General features: G+C 58.5%; 9 protein-coding genes. 5 read left to right on the plus strand and 4 right to left on the minus strand.

The window, feature by feature from the left end; genetic code table 11:
* Positions 1-344: 344 nt before the first annotated feature.
* The 3 genes from ASF69_RS15745 to ASF69_RS15755 all read left to right on the plus strand — a co-directional run bounded on the left by ASF69_RS15745 (position 345) and on the right by ASF69_RS15755 (position 3945).
* Positions 345-1235: an NAD(P)-dependent oxidoreductase gene (locus tag ASF69_RS15745; RefSeq protein ID WP_062589112.1), complete on the plus strand. Its 891-nt coding sequence runs from the start codon at positions 345-347 to the stop codon at positions 1233-1235.
* Positions 1236-1431: 196 nt separating this feature from the next.
* A complete protein-coding gene (locus ASF69_RS15750; RefSeq protein WP_062589113.1) occupies positions 1432-2865 on the plus strand; it encodes an aldehyde dehydrogenase family protein in 1434 nt (477 codons plus the stop codon).
* Positions 2866-2967: 102 nt separating this feature from the next.
* Entirely contained in the window at positions 2968-3945 is a 978-nt protein-coding gene (locus ASF69_RS15755; protein WP_062589115.1) for a threonine/serine dehydratase, read from the plus strand.
* On the opposite strand, the gene ASF69_RS15760 is transcribed toward ASF69_RS15755, so the two are convergent.
* The gene (locus tag ASF69_RS15760; protein ID WP_062589306.1) at positions 3942-5042 is read right to left on the minus strand and encodes an NAD(P)/FAD-dependent oxidoreductase; all 1101 of its coding nucleotides are present in this window, start codon (positions 5040-5042) and stop codon (positions 3942-3944) included. The genes ASF69_RS15755 and ASF69_RS15760 overlap by 4 nt on opposite strands.
* Before the next feature lie 227 nt (positions 5043-5269).
* Here ASF69_RS15760 and ASF69_RS23395 point away from each other — a divergent pair, with 227 nt between their 5' ends.
* Positions 5270-5413 (plus strand): hypothetical protein, encoded by a 144-nt coding sequence (locus ASF69_RS23395; RefSeq protein WP_162928033.1) that lies wholly within the window; start codon positions 5270-5272, stop codon positions 5411-5413.
* A gap of 72 nt (positions 5414-5485) precedes the next feature.
* Here the strand turns inward: ASF69_RS23395 and ASF69_RS15765 are convergent, their stop codons facing one another.
* The gene (locus ASF69_RS15765) at positions 5486-6673 is read right to left on the minus strand and encodes a M20 aminoacylase family protein (protein WP_062589307.1); all 1188 of its coding nucleotides are present in this window, start codon (positions 6671-6673) and stop codon (positions 5486-5488) included.
* Positions 6674-6841: 168 nt separating this feature from the next.
* The gene (locus ASF69_RS23140) at positions 6842-7177 is read right to left on the minus strand and encodes a hypothetical protein (RefSeq protein WP_156462085.1); all 336 of its coding nucleotides are present in this window, start codon (positions 7175-7177) and stop codon (positions 6842-6844) included.
* Positions 7178-7241: 64 nt separating this feature from the next.
* Here ASF69_RS23140 and ASF69_RS15775 point away from each other — a divergent pair, with 64 nt between their 5' ends.
* A complete protein-coding gene (locus tag ASF69_RS15775; protein WP_062589118.1) occupies positions 7242-15734 on the plus strand; it encodes a glucoamylase family protein in 8493 nt (2830 codons plus the stop codon).
* Between the two features lie 165 nt (positions 15735-15899).
* On the opposite strand, the gene ASF69_RS15780 is transcribed toward ASF69_RS15775, so the two are convergent.
* A complete protein-coding gene (locus ASF69_RS15780; protein ID WP_062589120.1) occupies positions 15900-16559 on the minus strand; it encodes a YggS family pyridoxal phosphate-dependent enzyme in 660 nt (219 codons plus the stop codon).
* Positions 16560-16726 lie beyond the last annotated feature (167 nt).

The following is a 16726-nucleotide window of genomic DNA, read 5'->3' on the forward strand; positions in this document are numbered from 1 at the left end:
CCGCTCGGGCAAGATCATGCGCCGCATTCTGCGCAAGATCGCCGAGGACGACTTCGGCGCGCTTGGCGATACCTCGACCCTTGCAGACCCAGCCGTTGTCGATGACCTCATCGAAAACAGGCAGAACAGGCAAGAAGCCGCGTGACAGGCGCCTGAGACCTAAGCCCGGCGGTTTTACCGCTGCCGGGCTTTGAAATCCCTGGACTGCCCCTTCGACACCGAGTCCCGGTAAAAACACCGGCTTTGCCGCAAGCTTCCATTCTGCTCGAACCAACCTTTCAAAAACTGCACTTTCGGCGTGATTTTTTCTGTGCACATTGGGCAGCAGTCGGAGGAGAATTGACATGACGAAAGACAATAGCCGCGTAATTGCCTTTATCGGGACGGGCCTGATGGGCGGGCCAATGGCGAAAAACCTTCTTGGCGCCGGCTTCAGCCTCCGTGTCTGGAACCGCAGCACCGAAAAAGCCCAGGCACTTGCCTCTGAAGGAGCGGTTATCGCGTCATCTGCGGCTGAGGCGGCAAGCGGCGCAAGCATCGTCGTGACGATGCTGAGCGATGGCGATGCGGTCGGCGACGTTCTGTTCGGTGCCGGCGTGGCAAATGCGCTCGAAAAGGGCGCGATCATTATCGACAGCAGCTCGATTGCCCCATCTATTGCACGGGCTCACGCAAAGAAACTCGAAGAGCTCGGCCTTCATCACATCGACGCCCCGGTTTCAGGCGGCGTTGTCGGGGCGAAAGCGGGTACGCTTGCCATCATGGCCGGTGGCGATGAGCAGCTTATCGCAACTCTGTCTGACGTTTTCGCGCCCATGGGTCGGCTGACCTATGTCGGCCCCTCGGGTGCGGGGCAATTGTGCAAGCTTGCCAACCAGCAGATCGTCGCCATCACCATCGGCGCCGTTGCCGAAGCCATGATGCTGGTTGAAGCCGGAGGCGCATCGCGGGAAGGGTTTCGCAATGCCATACGCGGCGGATTTGCCGAAAGCCGCATATTGGAATTGCACGGTGAGCGCATGGTAAAGCGCGATTTCGAGCCCGGCGGGCCGTCGAAGTTCCAACTGAAAGACCTGAAAGGCGTGCTCGCGACAGCGGAAGATCTATCGCTGGATCTACCCCTCACCCAGAAAATCACCCAGGAATTTGCCGAGTTCGTTCATGACGGTGGTGCCGACGTCGACCACAGCGGCATCTTGCTATATCTGGAAAAACTCAACAGTCGTCCAGCCTGATCGCATCACCACTCTGCGCGGTTTATTTCTATTGCCTGAGAGAATTTGTTACATCTCTTATATGGCAATTTTCTTGAACAGATCATATCACAGATCGCAGCGACCGTGGGCGGATGCGATCTGACACGCGGCGATCCACAAATCTCATCAGAACGGTGGCGCGTAGCTGCCCGGTTCACTTGAAAGGGAACAGTTCATGACCATCCACCAGAACCTCATCGACGGCGAATGGATCGGTGCCGAGACGTCGGAAAACATCAATCCGTCCGACACCAAGGAAATCGTGGGCCTCTATGCGCAGGCAAATGCCGACGATGCGAAGCGCGCCATCGCCGCTGCCAAGGCCGCATTCCCGGCATGGTCGCGATCCGGCATCCTGGAACGTCACGCGATCCTGAAAAAGACTGCTGACGAAATCCTGGCGCGCAAGGACGAGCTTGGCGCGCTCCTGGCCCGAGAGGAAGGCAAGGTTCTGGCAGAAGGCATTGGTGAAACCATTCGCGCTGCCCAGATATTCGATTTCTTTGCTGGCGAAGCGCTTCGTCTGGCAGGAGAGGTCATTCCGTCTGCCCGTCCCAATATCGGCGTCGAAGTCACCCGCGAGCCGCTTGGCGTCATCGGCATCATCACGCCGTGGAACTTCCCGATTGCCATCCCGGCCTGGAAGATTGCCCCGGCCCTTTGCTACGGCAACACGATTGTCTTCAAACCAGCGGAACTGGTTCCCGGCTGCTCCTGGGCCATCGTCGATATCCTGCACCGCGCCGGTCTGCCGAAGGGCGTCCTCAATCTGGTCATGGGCCGCGGCTCTATCGTCGGGCAGGCGATGCTCGACAGCCCGCACCTTGCAGGCATCACCTTCACAGGCTCCACCGGCACCGGCCAGCGCGTGGCGGCATCATCGCTTCCTTTCAACCGCAAGTTCCAGCTGGAAATGGGCGGCAAAAATCCGTTCGTCGTGCTTGATGATGCCGATCTTGGCGTCGCCGTGGAGGCTGCGGCCAATTCCGGTTTCTATTCCACCGGCCAGCGCTGCACCGCATCGTCGCGGATCATCGTGACCGAGGGCATTCACGATCGGTTCGTTGCGGCCCTGACGGAGCGTCTGGCCAAGATCAATGTCGGACACGCCATGGACAAGGAAACCCATGTCGGCCCGGTCGTTGATGAAAAACAGCTGAAGCAGGATACCGACTACATCGAAATCGGCAAAAAGGAAGGCGCGAAGGTTGCCTTCGGTGGCGATCTCGTAAAGCGGGAAACGCCTGGCTTCTTCCTGCAGCCAACGCTGTTTACCGAAGCGACCAACGATATGCGCATCTCGCAGGAAGAAATCTTCGGACCTGTCGCCGCCGTCATCCGGGTGAAAGACTATGATGAAGCGCTGGCGGTTGCCAATGATACGCCCTTTGGCCTGTCATCCGGCATCGCGACCACAAGCCTGAAGCACGCCACCCATTTCAAGCGCAACGCGGAAGCCGGCATGGTCATGGTCAACCTGCCAACGGCAGGGGTCGATTTTCATGTTCCTTTCGGAGGCCGCAAGGCATCATCCTTCGGTCCGCGTGAACAGGGGCGTTATGCCAGCGAGTTCTTCACCACGGTAAAGACGGCTTACACACTCGCCTGATCCGACACAAAAAAGACCAACCCCGGCCCATGGCCGGGGTTTTCAGATGCACGTTGCCTGCTTATCCTAGCTCCAGAATATAGTCGGCAAGTCGGAGACGAGATGACAGACATCGCCATGATCGAGGCTGCGCGCGAACGCATCGGCGCTGAAGCAATCCGCACACCTTTGCTGTCATCACCCTTTCTGGACGACATTGCCGGTCGCAGAATTCTGGTAAAAGCAGAATGCCTTCAGCGCACTGGCTCGTTCAAGTTTCGCGGTGGCTGGTCAGCCGTTTCAGGGCTTGCCCCCGAGATCCGCAAACGGGGCGTCATCGCTTTCTCCTCAGGCAATCATGCACAAGGCGTGGCTCTTGCCGCAGCGCTGCACGACATTCCATCTGTCATCATCATGCCTGACGACGCACCAAAAATTAAAATCGAAAACACCCGAGCCTATGGGGCCGAGGTCGTTCTGTTCGATCGATCAAAAGATGACAGGGACGCCATCGGCGCCACCCTTTCCAAAGACCGTGGCCTCACGCTCATCCGTCCCTATGACGAGCCTCTGGTCATCGCGGGTCAGGGCACGGTGGGTCTGGAAATCGCTGAACAGGGCCGCGAACTCGGCATCGAGAATGCCGAGGTTCTCGTGCCCTGTGGCGGCGGCGGGCTGACATCCGGCACCGCCATTGCGCTCAGCGCCAAGGCGCCCGGTTACACGGTCAGGACCTGCGAGCCGCAGGCGTTTGATGATGTTGCGCGCTCTCTGGCCTCAGGCAGGATCGAACGCAATGAGAAACTGGCCGGCTCGGTTTGCGATGCCATCATCACACCTCAGCCCGGCAACATTACGTTTCCAATCATGACACAGCATTGCGGCCCGGGCATTGCGGTGACCGAAGATGAGGCATTGCACGCGATGGTGCTGGCGTTTTTGCGGTTGAAGGTGGTTGTGGAGCCGGGCGGTGCCGTCGCTCTCGCGGCAGCGCTCTTCCATGGAGCAAAGCTCAAGAGCGATACGGTCGTTGCCGTCGCCTCCGGCGGCAATGTCGATCCCGAAATCATGGCGCAGGCGCTTTCCCGCTTCGGCCGTTAGGCAAGCCTTCGATAGACCTCTTCTGCAATGGCCAGAGAGGCGGTCAGCCCGGGGCTCTCGATGCCGAACAGATTGACAAGCCCCTCGACACCGTGGACTTGCGGGCCGTCGATCCGAAAATCCCTCGCGGTGTCCTCCGGGCCCGAAATCTTGGGTCTGATGCCGGAATATGCAGGCACCAGCGCATTATCAGGCAATCGCGGCCAATACCGCCGGATGGCTTCGTCGAAACCTTCCGAGCGCCGTGGATCGACGGCATAATCGATGGTCTCCACCCACTCAACATCAGGGCCAAAGCGCGCCTGCCCTGCCAGATCGAACGTCAGGTGCACGCCCAGCCCATGACTTTGCGGGGCCGGATAAATCAGGTGTGAAAAGGGCGACCTTGCTGCCAGGGAAAAATATGATCCCTTGGCGAAACGCGCTACCGGCACGTGACTGGCTGGAAGTCCGTTGATCGCGCCGGCAAGCCGGGGGGCATGGAGCCCTGCCGCATTGATGAGAATGCGACAGGTCAGACGCATCGGTTGGCAACCACCGGCTTCCACATTGAAACCCCCGTCAATTTTATCCGCACGGATGAAGGGCGTTTGATAGGCTATCGCGGCACCGGCATCCTCGGCATCGCCCAGCAGCGCTAGCATGTAGCCATGGCTATCGATGATACCGGTCGATGGTGAAAAGAGCGCTGCGAGGCATGAAAGCGACGGCTCGAGATTTTGCGCCTGAGCCGCATCGAGCAAGTGAAGATCGTCGCAGCCGTTCTGGCTGCCACGCGCCAGCAATGTATCGAGAAGCGGGACCTCGTCGTCGTCAGTCGCAACGATCAGTTTTCCACACTGCCTGTACCCAACTCCGTGGCTCTCGCAGAAGTCATAAAGCTTCCGCCTGCCCTCGACGCACAATCTGGCTTTCAGGCTGCCAGTTGGATAATACAGGCCCGCATGGATGACCTCGCTGTTGCGCGAAGACGTCTCTGTGCCGAAATCATCGCCCTGTTCCAGAACGACGATGGACAGGCCCGCCTGCGCAAATGCTCTCGCGGTTGCCAGTCCTATGACCCCTGCACCAACGACGACAACGTCGATATCCACCAAATTAGCTCCCATTGGTTTTCACATTGAACCGGAAATCACGCCGCGCGTTTATGCTGGCACAGAAGGGTTGATCATTACGCGTTGGGAGGCATGTAACGATCAGTATTTTCCCCGATGTGGCCAACATATGGAAAAACATCTCTACAGAACGTCAGCATAAAAGGCGATATTCGACATAAGTTATGAAGGTCGGCATGGCCGATAGTGTATCAACGAGGGAGGGTTCTATGTCTTATTCCAAAGCCGGAAAAATCAAAGATTTCACCCCTGCAACAACGCCGTCGCGTGGCTGGCAGCCGGTTGTTCACACGGTCCTCATCAGCCTGTGCTTCGGCTTCGTCGCCGCTGTCATCCTTGGGCTGGTGCCTTAAGACTCAAGAGCCTGAACGACAAGGAGCACGACTTCGTCAGAAGGCTGGCCGAGTTGAAGCCCTGCTCACTGCTCAAGCTCTATTTCCCTTGAGGAAATCTTCCACCAGCTCTACCCAGAAAGCCGTGCCGACAGGCAGGATATCGTCGTTGAAATCGAATTTGGGATGATGCAGCGGAGGATCGTTTTCGGTCCTTTGAGTGCCAAGGAAAAAGTAAGCGCCGGGGCGCTGTTCCAGCATATAGGCGAAATCCTCCGCACCCATTGTAGGCCGAGGCATTTCCATAACCCTGTCGGCGCCAGCAAATCGCGTGGCCAGATCGACGATATAATCGGTCTCCGCCTTATGGTTGACCGTGGGATTGTAGCCACGCTGGTAATCGAGCGTGACACCCATCCCGTAACTTGCGGCCTGCCCTTCAGCAATCAGACGAATGCGTTTTTCCAGCTCGTCGCGTGCCGCAGCGTCGAAGGACCTGATGGTCAGCAACATTTCCGCTGTTTCAGGAATGACATTGCTTGCCACACCCGCGTGAAACGCGCCGACCGTCACGACCGTTGGCGTCAAGGGGTGAATGTTGCGCGAGACAATGGTCTGTAGCGCCATGATGATGCTGGCACCGGCAACGATGGGATCAAGCGCGTCTTGCGGCTCCGCACCGTGGCCGCCATAGCCATTGATGGTGATCTTGCATTCATCCACCGCGGCCATGATCGGCCCTTCACGCAGCACGAAATGGCCGAAGGGCAGGCTTGGCTCATTGTGAAGCGCAAAGACCGCGTCGCAGGGAAAGCGCTCGAACAGACCGTCCTCAATCATGATGCGGGCGCCACCGAAATTTTCTTCTGCCGGCTGGAAGATCAGGTGGACGGTGCCATCGAAGTTGCGCCGCTCTGCGATGATCCGCGCTGCGCCCAGCAACATCGCGGTGTGCCCGTCATGGCCGCAGGCATGCATGACGCCGGGATTGACGCTTGCATAATCGGCACCGGTTTCTTCAACAATCGGCAGGGCGTCCATATCGGCGCGGATACCCACCGTCTTGCTGCTATTGCCGTTGCGCAAGGTTGCGACGACACCCGTTCCGGCAAGCCCGCGGGTCACGTCATATCCCATTGCTTCCAGCTGCGACGCGACAAAGTCAGACGTTTTGAATTCTGAAAGCCCGATTTCAGGATTTTTATGCAGGTGATGACGGATTGCACGGACATCCGGCATGTGATTGTCGAATGCGGCTGCGTTATTTGGCTGTATCGTCATTTTTTTCAGGTCCGGAATATTCTGCATGTGAGCGCGTAACGTCGTTCATGCCTAGCAGTTTTGCCAGTGTCTGGTAAGGGACGGGCAAGCCAAGATTGCCATGATCATGCCCATTGATTTCGGCGCTTGCGCAGAGGCGCGACAGGTGGCATGGAACTGATATCGCATTTATTCATTCCCTCCATTGGGTCGCTTCTTTTGTATCGAAAGATGCTCGCGCCCGAGGGGTTGGATGAAGAAATGCGACAGGGGCACAGCATGACGTGGTTTCGCTTTGGGGGAGTGTGCGAAATGTTTCACGAAAAGCATGGCGCGATGGCGCATTCTATCTGCCAGACCAGTGTCAAATAGTTGATTTTCTTCAGATGTGACGCGCTCTGCCCAAAAATGCCATGTTGATGGGCAAGCAGTTTCACTTCGATCATCGTGTGCTGGTTCGCGATGGTTCAGCAAAGGTTCAGGATCAGCAAGAAATAAAGCTGCCAAAGTTGTTTCAATTTCCAAGAGCAATCTGAAACAAGTTCCGGTTAAATAGCCAGATCCTCACCAGAGTGCAGAATACGAGCCGATGTCATTTCATATTACGCCGACCGCCGCCGCCCGTGATTCAGAAGCAAAGCAGATCGATCACAATGATTCGATACGCTCCGTTTACTTCACAATCGATGAGCTGAGGGACTGTGGAGCCGAGCTCTCCAGGACCGGGGCCGACGACTTGCCGGGCTTCATGGAGTTCGATTTCTTCGCGCGCCATCGTGAAAACGAAAAGGAAATCCTGCGCGTTTATCGAACGACCGCCGTCGACTCTGAAAACGGCGCGACGATCACGCCTGCCGCAGAATGGCTGCTCGACAATCACTATGTGATAGAGGAAGCGATCCAGGAGGTCCGGCGCGACTTTCCGCGAAAGTTCTACCGTCAGCTCCCGACGGTCAGGATTGGCAATACGGAAATCCCGCGCGTCATGGCTCTCGCATGGCTCTATGTCGCCCATACCCACAGCACGGTGTCGCGCGAAAGCATGACCGCGCTGGTGGAGGGTTACCAGACTTCCAAGACTCTGCAGATCGGTGAATTGTGGGCGTTGCCTTCCATCCTCCGTTTCGTTCTGATCGAAAATCTGCGGCGGATCTCCATTCGCGTCGAACGCTCTCGCCGGATGCGCCAGAAGGCCAACGAGGTCGTGGACGAGATCATCCGGCTTAACGATGCCGAAGCCTCTGCCACTCTTCTCAAGCAGATCGACAATCTGGTCGACGACCCCACATTTTCCACACAGTTCCTGTATCGCCTCCGAAACGGTTCACAGACTTCTGGCTTTGCGCTGAACTGGCTCGAAGAGCGTCTGCAAAGCGCTGGCACCGATGCCGAGAACACGATGATGGCGGAACATAACCGCCTCGCCTCCGGCAACGTCACCATGGGCAACATCGTCAAGAGCCTGCGCGAAATCGACGATACCGAATGGTCTGTCTGGTTCGAGGAAGTCAGCCATATCGACAAGGTCCTGCGTGAGCAGACCGATTACGAAACGCTCGATTTCGGCTCCCGCAATACCTACCGCAACACGGTCGAGCTTCTCGCTCGCCGCTCGCCCAAGACAGAAATCGAAGTTGCGCAGGCCGCCGTCGACATGGTGACGGAAACCGCCAATTCGGATGAAAAGCACCCCCACGCGCCGAATGTCGGCAGCTTCCTGATCGGCCAGCGCCGTGAGGAACTTGAAAAACGGATTGGATATACGCCGCTTATCTCGCAGAGCGTCGTGCGCTTCATGCGCCAGTTCAACTGGCTCTCGGTCGCCGTTCCCGTAATTGCGCTGACCGCACTTGCCATGTGCATCGTCGGCTGGTTCCTGGCCGATGCCGGAATGCCCTGGTATGTTGTCACGGCCTTCCTTTTGATGTTCGCCCTGCCCGCATCCGAAGGTGCGACGGGACTTTTCAACACGCTGGTGACCTTCTTCGTCAAGCCGTTCCGTCTGGTCGGATATGAGTTCAAGGAGGGCATTCCCGAGGACGCCCGCACGCTGCTGGCCGTCCCATGCATGTTGACCAGCCGCGACAGCGTCGATGAAATGGTCCGCAATCTCGAGGTCCATTATCTCGCCAATCCGCATGGAGAGATTTCCTTCGCGCTGATCAGCGACTGGCGCGATGCCCCATACGAGCAATCGGCAGAAGATGTCGAAATTCTCGAATATGCCAAGCGCGAAGTGGCCGCATTGTCGGCCCGTTATGCGTTTGACGGCAGGACACGCTTCTTCCTTCTGCATCGCCGCCGTCTATACAATCCAGCCGAAGATTGCTGGATGGGCTGGGAGCGCAAACGCGGCAAGCTGCATGAACTCAACATGCTGCTTCGCGGCGACAAGGACACGACATTCCTGAACGGTGCCAATATGGTGCCGGAAAACGTCAAATACGTCATGACGCTGGATGCTGACACACGCCTGATGCGCGATGCCGTGACCAAGCTCGTCGGCAAGATGCACCATCCGATCAACCGTCCGGTTCACGACCCTGTAACCGGTCGTGTGATCCATGGTTACGGCCTGCTGCAGCCGCGCGTGACACCATCGCTGACAACAGGCAAGGACGCCTCCGTCTTCCAGCGGGTCTTCTCCATCAATCGCGGTATCGATCCTTACGTCTTCACCGTATCTGACGTCTATCAGGACCTGACCTCCGAAGGCACATTCACGGGCAAGGGTCTTTATGACGTGGATGCATTCGAGACGGCGCTGAAGGGCCGGATCGAGGAAAATGCAGTTCTCTCTCACGACCTCTTGGAAGGCTCGTTTGCCCGTTGCGCGCTGGTAACGGATGTCGAGCTTGTCGAAGACTTCCCAACCCGTTACGAAGTCGAAGTTTCGCGCCAGCATCGCTGGGCACGTGGTGACTGGCAGCTTCTGCCTTACATCATGGAGGCAAAACGCGGTGTGACCGCCATTGGTCGCTGGAAGATGATCGACAATCTGCGTCGTTCTCTCACCCCGATTGCTTGGTTCGTCGCCTCCGTTCTTGGCTGGTACTTCATGGGCCCGCTCGGCGCGCTGATCTGGCAGATTCTGCTGATCTTCTCGCTCTTCGTCGCTCCCACACTGTCACTGCTGTCGGGCCTCGTTCCGCGCTCGACCGATATCGTGCCGCAGGCGCATTTCCATACGCTGTGGTCAGAAATCCGCGCCACCAATGCTCAGGTTGCACTGCGAATCGTCTTCATCGCAGACAGTGCCTGCATGATGGCGGATGCCATCGGCCGCTCGCTCTACCGTCTGTTCGTCAGCGGCAAGCTGATGCTGGAATGGCGCACCGCCGCCAGCATTCAGTCCAGCGCGCAGGGCAGCATTCTCGATTACTATCGCCAGATGTGGCACGCGCCGGTCGTTTCGCTGCTCGGCCTGCTGTTTGCCTCACTGCCGGGTGATAACGCGTTCCTGGTCGGCATTCCCTTCGCACTTCTGTGGGTCTTCTCGCCCGCCGTTGCCTGGTATGTCAGCCAGTCCGCCGAGACCGAAGATCGTCTCTTCGTGTCCGAGCATGTCTCGAGCGAGCTCCGCAAAATTGCCCGTCGCACATGGCGCTATTACGAAGCCTTCGTCACATCGGGTGAAAACTACCTCCCGCCTGACAACTTCCAGGAAACGCCGGAGCCTATCGTTGCCAGCCGTACCTCGCCGACCAATATCGGCGTTTACCTGCTGTCGGTGATCTCGGCCCGTCAATTCGGCTGGATCAGCTTCTCGGAAACCGTCGAGCGGATGGAAAAGACCATCGAGACGGTCGAGAAGATGGAGAAATACCGTGGTCACCTCTATAACTGGTACCACACCGATACCCTGCAGACTCTAGGTCCGCGCTACGTTTCTGCGGTCGATAGCGGTAACCTTGCCGGTCACCTCATCGCCATCTCGTCGGCCTGCCGTCAGTGGGCGGAAGCACCCTCTGCGCATCTTCAGGGCAATCTCGACGGTATCGGCGATGTCGCTGGCATCCTGCGCGAAACGCTCAAGGAACTGCCTGACGATCGCAAGAACCTGCGGCCTCTCCATCGCCGCCTGGAAGAGCGTATCATCGGCTTCTCCAACGCCCTTGCCTCTGTCAAGCGTGAGCATGAGTTCGCCTCGATCCGCGTCATCAATCTGGCCGTCTTGGCCCGCGACATCCAGAAGCTGGCTTCCAACCTCAATCTGGAAGTCAAGTCGGAGCAAAGCGCGGAAGTCACGCGCTGGGCGCAGTCGCTGGTCGATTGCTGCGAAGCGCATATTTCCGACAGCGCCTTCGATCTCGCCACCATCGATCCGTTGCGTGACCGGCTGAACTCGCTGCGCGACCGCAGCCGCAACCTCGCCTTCTCGATGGACTTCGGCTTCCTCTATCGCAAGGACCGCCGTCTTCTGTCGATCGGTTACCGCGTCGACAGCAAGGAGCTTGACGAGGCCTGCTACGACCTCCTGGCTTCCGAATGCCGCCTGACCAGCCTTTTTGCCATCGCAAAGGGCGATCTGCCGACCGAGCACTGGTATCGTCTTGGCCGTCAGGTCGTGCCGATCGGCGCGCAGGGCGCTCTGGTTTCCTGGTCCGGCTCGATGTTCGAATATCTGATGCCGCCGCTTGTCATGCAGGAGCGTCATGGTGGTATCCTGAACCAGACCAACAATCTGATCGTCAAGGAACAGGTCAATCACGGTCGCCGCCTGGGCACCCCATGGGGCATCTCGGAAGCAGCCTTCAATGCCCGCGACCACAACATGAACTACCAGTACACCAACTTCGGTGTACCCACGCTTGGCCTGAAGCGCGGCCTCGGCCAGAATGCCGTCATCGCGCCTTACGCCTCCATCCTGGCATCGCAATATGACCCGGATGCAGCGCTTGAAAACCTGCAGAAGTTGCGCAAACTCGGCGCGCTCGGCCAGTACGGCTTCCATGACGCGGTCGATTTCACACCGACCCGCGTTCCCGATGGCAAGGTCTGCGCTGTCGTTTACAACTACTATGCCCACCACCATGGCATGTCGATTGCGGCTGTTGCCAACGTGGTTCTGGATGGTGTGTTGCGTGAACTCTTCCACGCCGACCCAGTCATCGAAGCCGCTGAACTGCTGCTTCAGGAGAAGGCGCCACGCGAAGTTCCTGTGGTCAGCTCCAAATACGAGCCGGAGACACCCGGCAAGGAACAGGCCGACCTGCTGCGCGCAGAAGTTCGCACCATTGCCGATCCTGCCGTGCGTGACCGCGAGGTCGTGTTCCTGTCGAATGGTCACTATTCCACGATGCTGACATCGACAGGTGCCGGTTACTCAAAGTGGAACGGTCTGGCGATTTCCCGCTGGAAGGCCGATCCGACAGAAGATCGTTGGGGTACGTTCCTGTTCCTGCGCGATACCGTTTCGGGCGACTGGTGGAGCGCCACCGCAGAACCGCGCGTTGCCTTGGGCGAAAAGACCAAGACGGTCTTTACCGACGACAAGGCCGAATTCCACAAGACGGTCGGCGATCTTCAAAGCGTGGTCGAATGCATCGTAGCAACGGAGCATGATGCCGAAGGCCGCCGTGTGACCCTTCTCAATGTCGGCTCTGAAGATCGTTACATCGAAGTGACGTCCTACATGGAGCCCGTCATTGCCAATGAAGACGATGACAATGCTCACCCCTTGTTCTCCCGCATGTTCGTGCAGACGGAAATCGGCAAGCGTGGCGATGTCATTCGTGCATGGCGCAACAAGCGGTCTCCGAGCGAACCAAGCACGGTGATCGCGCATCTGGCCGCGGACAATGCCGGCCCGGCGCGTCCGACCGAATTCGAGACCGATCGCGCCAAGTTCATTGGCCGTGGCCGTTCTCTCGGTGAGGCGGCTGCTTTCGATGCGGGTGCCACACTTTCCGGCACCGATGGCTTCACGCTCGACCCCATCCTGTCGCTGCGACGCGTGGTGCGCGTGCCCGCCGGCAAGAAGGTCAGCGTCATCTTCTGGACGATTGCAGCCCCAAGCCGCGAAGATGTCGACAAGGCGATTGATCGTTACCGTCACCCGGATGCCTTCGCGCATGAACTCGTTCATGCCTGGACGCGAACACAGGTGCAGATGCGCCATGTGGGCGTAACCTCGCAGCAGGCAGCAGCCTTCCAGCATCTCGCCCGCTACCTCGTCTATCCAGACATGCATCTGCGCGCAGACGCCGATACGCTGAAGACAGGTCTTGGTTCGCAACGGTCCCTGTGGCCGCTGGCGATTTCGGGCGACTTCCCGATCTTCAGCCTGCGTATCAATGACGATATGGACATGGACATCGCCAAGGAAGCCTTGAGCGCCCATGAATATCTGCGCGCCCGTGGCGTCATTTTCGATCTCGTTATCGTCAATGAACGCGCAGCATCCTACGCGCAGGACATGCAGCACGCGCTGGATTATATTTCCGAAGCACAGCGCCGTATCAATCCGGCCGATGGCGGCAGACCGCACGTCTTCTCCGTCCGTCGCGACCTGATGGATGAGGAAACATGGTCGGCCCTGCTGGCTGCCTCCCGCGTCGTTCTTCACGTTCGCAACGGCAAGATCGTTGATCAGGTCAACCGCGCCGTCTCGCTCTTTGCCGCCCATCGTGGGCCGGAAGGAAGCGATCTGGCACAGGCACGTCTGCCTGCCCCGGTCTTCCCACAGGGTGAGCCGGTCGAAGACGCGCATGATCTGGATTTCTGGAACGGCTTCGGCGGTTTCGCAAAAACCGGCGATGAATATGTCGTCCGGCTTCACGGCGGGCAGTCCACGCCGCAGCCTTGGATCAATGTGATTTCCAACGAACGTTTTGGTTTCCACATCTCCGCAGAAGGTGCAGGTTTCACATGGAGCCGCAACTCGCGCGATTACCAGCTGACTCCATGGAGCAATGATCCGGTCATCAACCGTCCCGGTGAAGCGATCTATGTGTCGGATGTCGACAGCGGCAAGATTCACTCGCCTTTCGCCGCATTGTCGCGAAATCCCGAGGCGGTATTCGAAGCCCGTCACGGCCTTGGTTATTCGGTTTTCCGCAGTGTCGACGATGGTCTCGATATCGAAGTCATCCAGACGGTGGATCGCGAAAAGCCGGTAAAGCTGTCACGTCTGACGGTTCGAAATGTCGGCACCCAGAACCGCCGTCTCAGAACCTACGGCTATGTCGAATGGGTACTGGGCAACAATACCCAGAAGTCGGCGCCGTTCATTCTCAGCAACCATGATGAGGAAACCGGCGCGCTGTTTGCTTCAAACCCATACAGCATCGATTACAATGCCCGCACGGCCTTCCTGTCTCTCGATGGCCCGGCAAGCGGCTTTACCACCAGCAAACGCGAGTTCATCGGACGTTACGGGTCGGTTCAGGCACCGCAGGCTGTTCTGTCAGGCGCTGCCCTTTCCGGAAGCGTAGAACTCGACGGTGCGCCCTGTGCTGCGCTCATGCAGGAAATTCACCTCAAGCCAGGTGAAGAGCGGCATGTCCTCATCTACATGGGCGATGCCGACACGGCGCAAGAGGCCCGCGCACTGGTGAAGGATATTCGCCAGAGCGACTTCGATGATGTTCTGGAAGCAAACAAGCGCTTCTGGAGCGGGTTCAGCGGACAGCTTCAGGTCTCCACCCCCGATGCCGGCTTCAACCACATGGTCAACAGCTGGCTGCCCTATCAGGCGCTTGCGTGCCGCATTCTGGCGCGCACGGCATTCTATCAGTCCAGTGGTGCTTTTGGCTTCCGAGACCAGCTGCAAGACACGCTCGCTTTCCTGCTCTACCAGCCGGAACTTGCCCGCGAGCAGATCCTGCGGGCCGCTGGACGTCAGTTTGCGGAAGGCGACGTGCAACACTGGTGGCTACCATTGACGGGTGCCGGTGTACGAACCACGATTTCCGACGACGTCGTCTGGCTGGCTTACGCCGCCCACCAGTACATCGCCGCCACCGGCGACAAGGCTATCCTTGATGAAAGCATCCCGTTCCTCAAGGGACCGGCCTTGACCCCTGGCCAGCACGACGCCTTCTTCCAGCCGGAAACCAGCGAAACGACGGCAAGCCTGTATGAACATGCAGCACTTGCACTCGATCTCGCCATCCACCGGACGGGCGAAAACGGCTTGCCTCTCATCCTTGGCGGTGACTGGAACGACGGCATGAACCGTGTCGGCGTGGCTGGCAAGGGCACCAGCGTGTGGCTCGGCTGGTTCCTCGCTGGCACCCTTCGCGATTTCATCGAAATCGCAGAAGAGCGTGGCGATCTGGACCGTGTCGAGAAATGGAAGACCCATCGCGACAAACTGCGTGCTGCGCTGGAAACGGCGGGCTGGGACGGCGACTACTACCGTCGTGGCTACTTCGATGACGGTACGCCACTTGGCTCGATCACCAGCGAGGAATGCCGTATCGATTCGCTCGGCCAGAGCTGGAGCGTCCTTTCCGGCGAAGGTGAGGAACAGCGGTCGGCCCAGGCAATGGACGCGGTCATGAAGGAACTGGTGGACGAAGAGGCTGGTATCATCCGCCTGTTCACGCCCGCCTTCTCCCGCTCGCCGCAGGATCCAGGCTACGTCAAGGCCTACCCGCCTGGTGTTCGCGAGAATGGTGGCCAGTATACGCACGCAGCCACATGGGTCGTGCTGGCGCTGGCCAAGCTTGGCCGCCATGAAGACGCGTGGAAGTGCTTCTCGCTTCTGAACCCCGTCAATCATGCGCTCGACAGACCGTCTTCAGAGACCTACCGCGTCGAGCCCTATGTCGTAACGGCGGACGTCTATGGTGCTGGTGCCTATTCAGGTCGCGGCGGCTGGAGCTGGTACACGGGATCGGCCGGTTGGCTGTACCGCGCCGCCGTCGAGGGCATTCTCGGGATCACCCGAGTCAACGGTACTCTGCACATTGATCCATCGCTTCCTGATGCGTGGGATGGCTTCTCCGCCAAGATCACGCTGGATGGCAAGGTGCGCGAAGTGGCCGTCAAACGGACCGCCGGGAGCCCGGATATAGAGGTATCCCTCGACGGAGAGCCGGTGACAGGCATGGACAGGGCGATACCGTTCGATTAAGCGACCGGGGCTTCGGCCCCGACCGCCAAACAAAAAGCCACGGCTCCAAATGGAGGCCGTGGCTTTTTGTTGCGTATTAGCGTCAAGCCGCTGACGTGATTGGCGACAGGCGTTTGCCGTCACTCAGCGATCAAATGCGGCGAAGAACTACGTTATGGCTGCGGATTATCGCGTGCCAAAAATAGCCGAACCAACCCTGACGCTCGTGGCACCGAATTCAATCGCAGTCTCGAAGTCCCCCGACATCCCCATGGAAAGCTTCTGCACGCCACACTCTTTCGCAAGCTTGGCCAAAAGCGCGAAGTGCGGGCCCGGATACTCGTCGGCTGGCGGAATACACATCAATCCCTCGACATCAAGCTCCAACTCGTTGCGGCACATGGCCACAAAAGCGACCGTCTCGCGCGGGTCCAGACCTGCCTTCTGCGGTTCAAGCCCGGTATTGACCTGGACGTAAAAACGTAGCGTCCTGCCCTGCTTGCGGCACTCATCCGCGAGCACCTTTGCGATCTTTTCCCGATCGACACTCTGGATCACGTCGAACAGCGCCACGGCCTCGGCAGCCTTGTTGGATTGCAATGGCCCGATGAGATGCAATTCTATGCCCTGGTTGCGCTCTTTCAGCGCAGGCCACTTGCCTTGGGCTTCCTGAACGCGATTTTCGCCGAAGACCCGCTGGCCGCAATCGATTACCGGCTGGATCGTGGCTGCATCGAATGTCTTGGAGACTGCAACGAGGCTGACACTGTTCTCCTCGCGCCCGGCCTTTTCCGCTACCGACGCGATACGCTGCCTGACATCTTCAAGACGCGCTTCGATTTCCATCACACCACCTCAACATTCTCTATTGCATCCATCAGGATCCGGTTTCAGTAGCCGCCACCGGCCTTGATGCCAAGACGGATTGTCACCATTTGAACGCGGTTACCAAGATTGCGCCCTTACCTGACCCGCCAAACTTGACGCATAGGCAGTTTCGTGGTGAAGGTCAG

Source organism: Rhizobium sp. Leaf311, assembly GCF_001423445.1.
Classification (GTDB): Bacteria; Pseudomonadota; Alphaproteobacteria; order Rhizobiales; family Rhizobiaceae; genus Agrobacterium.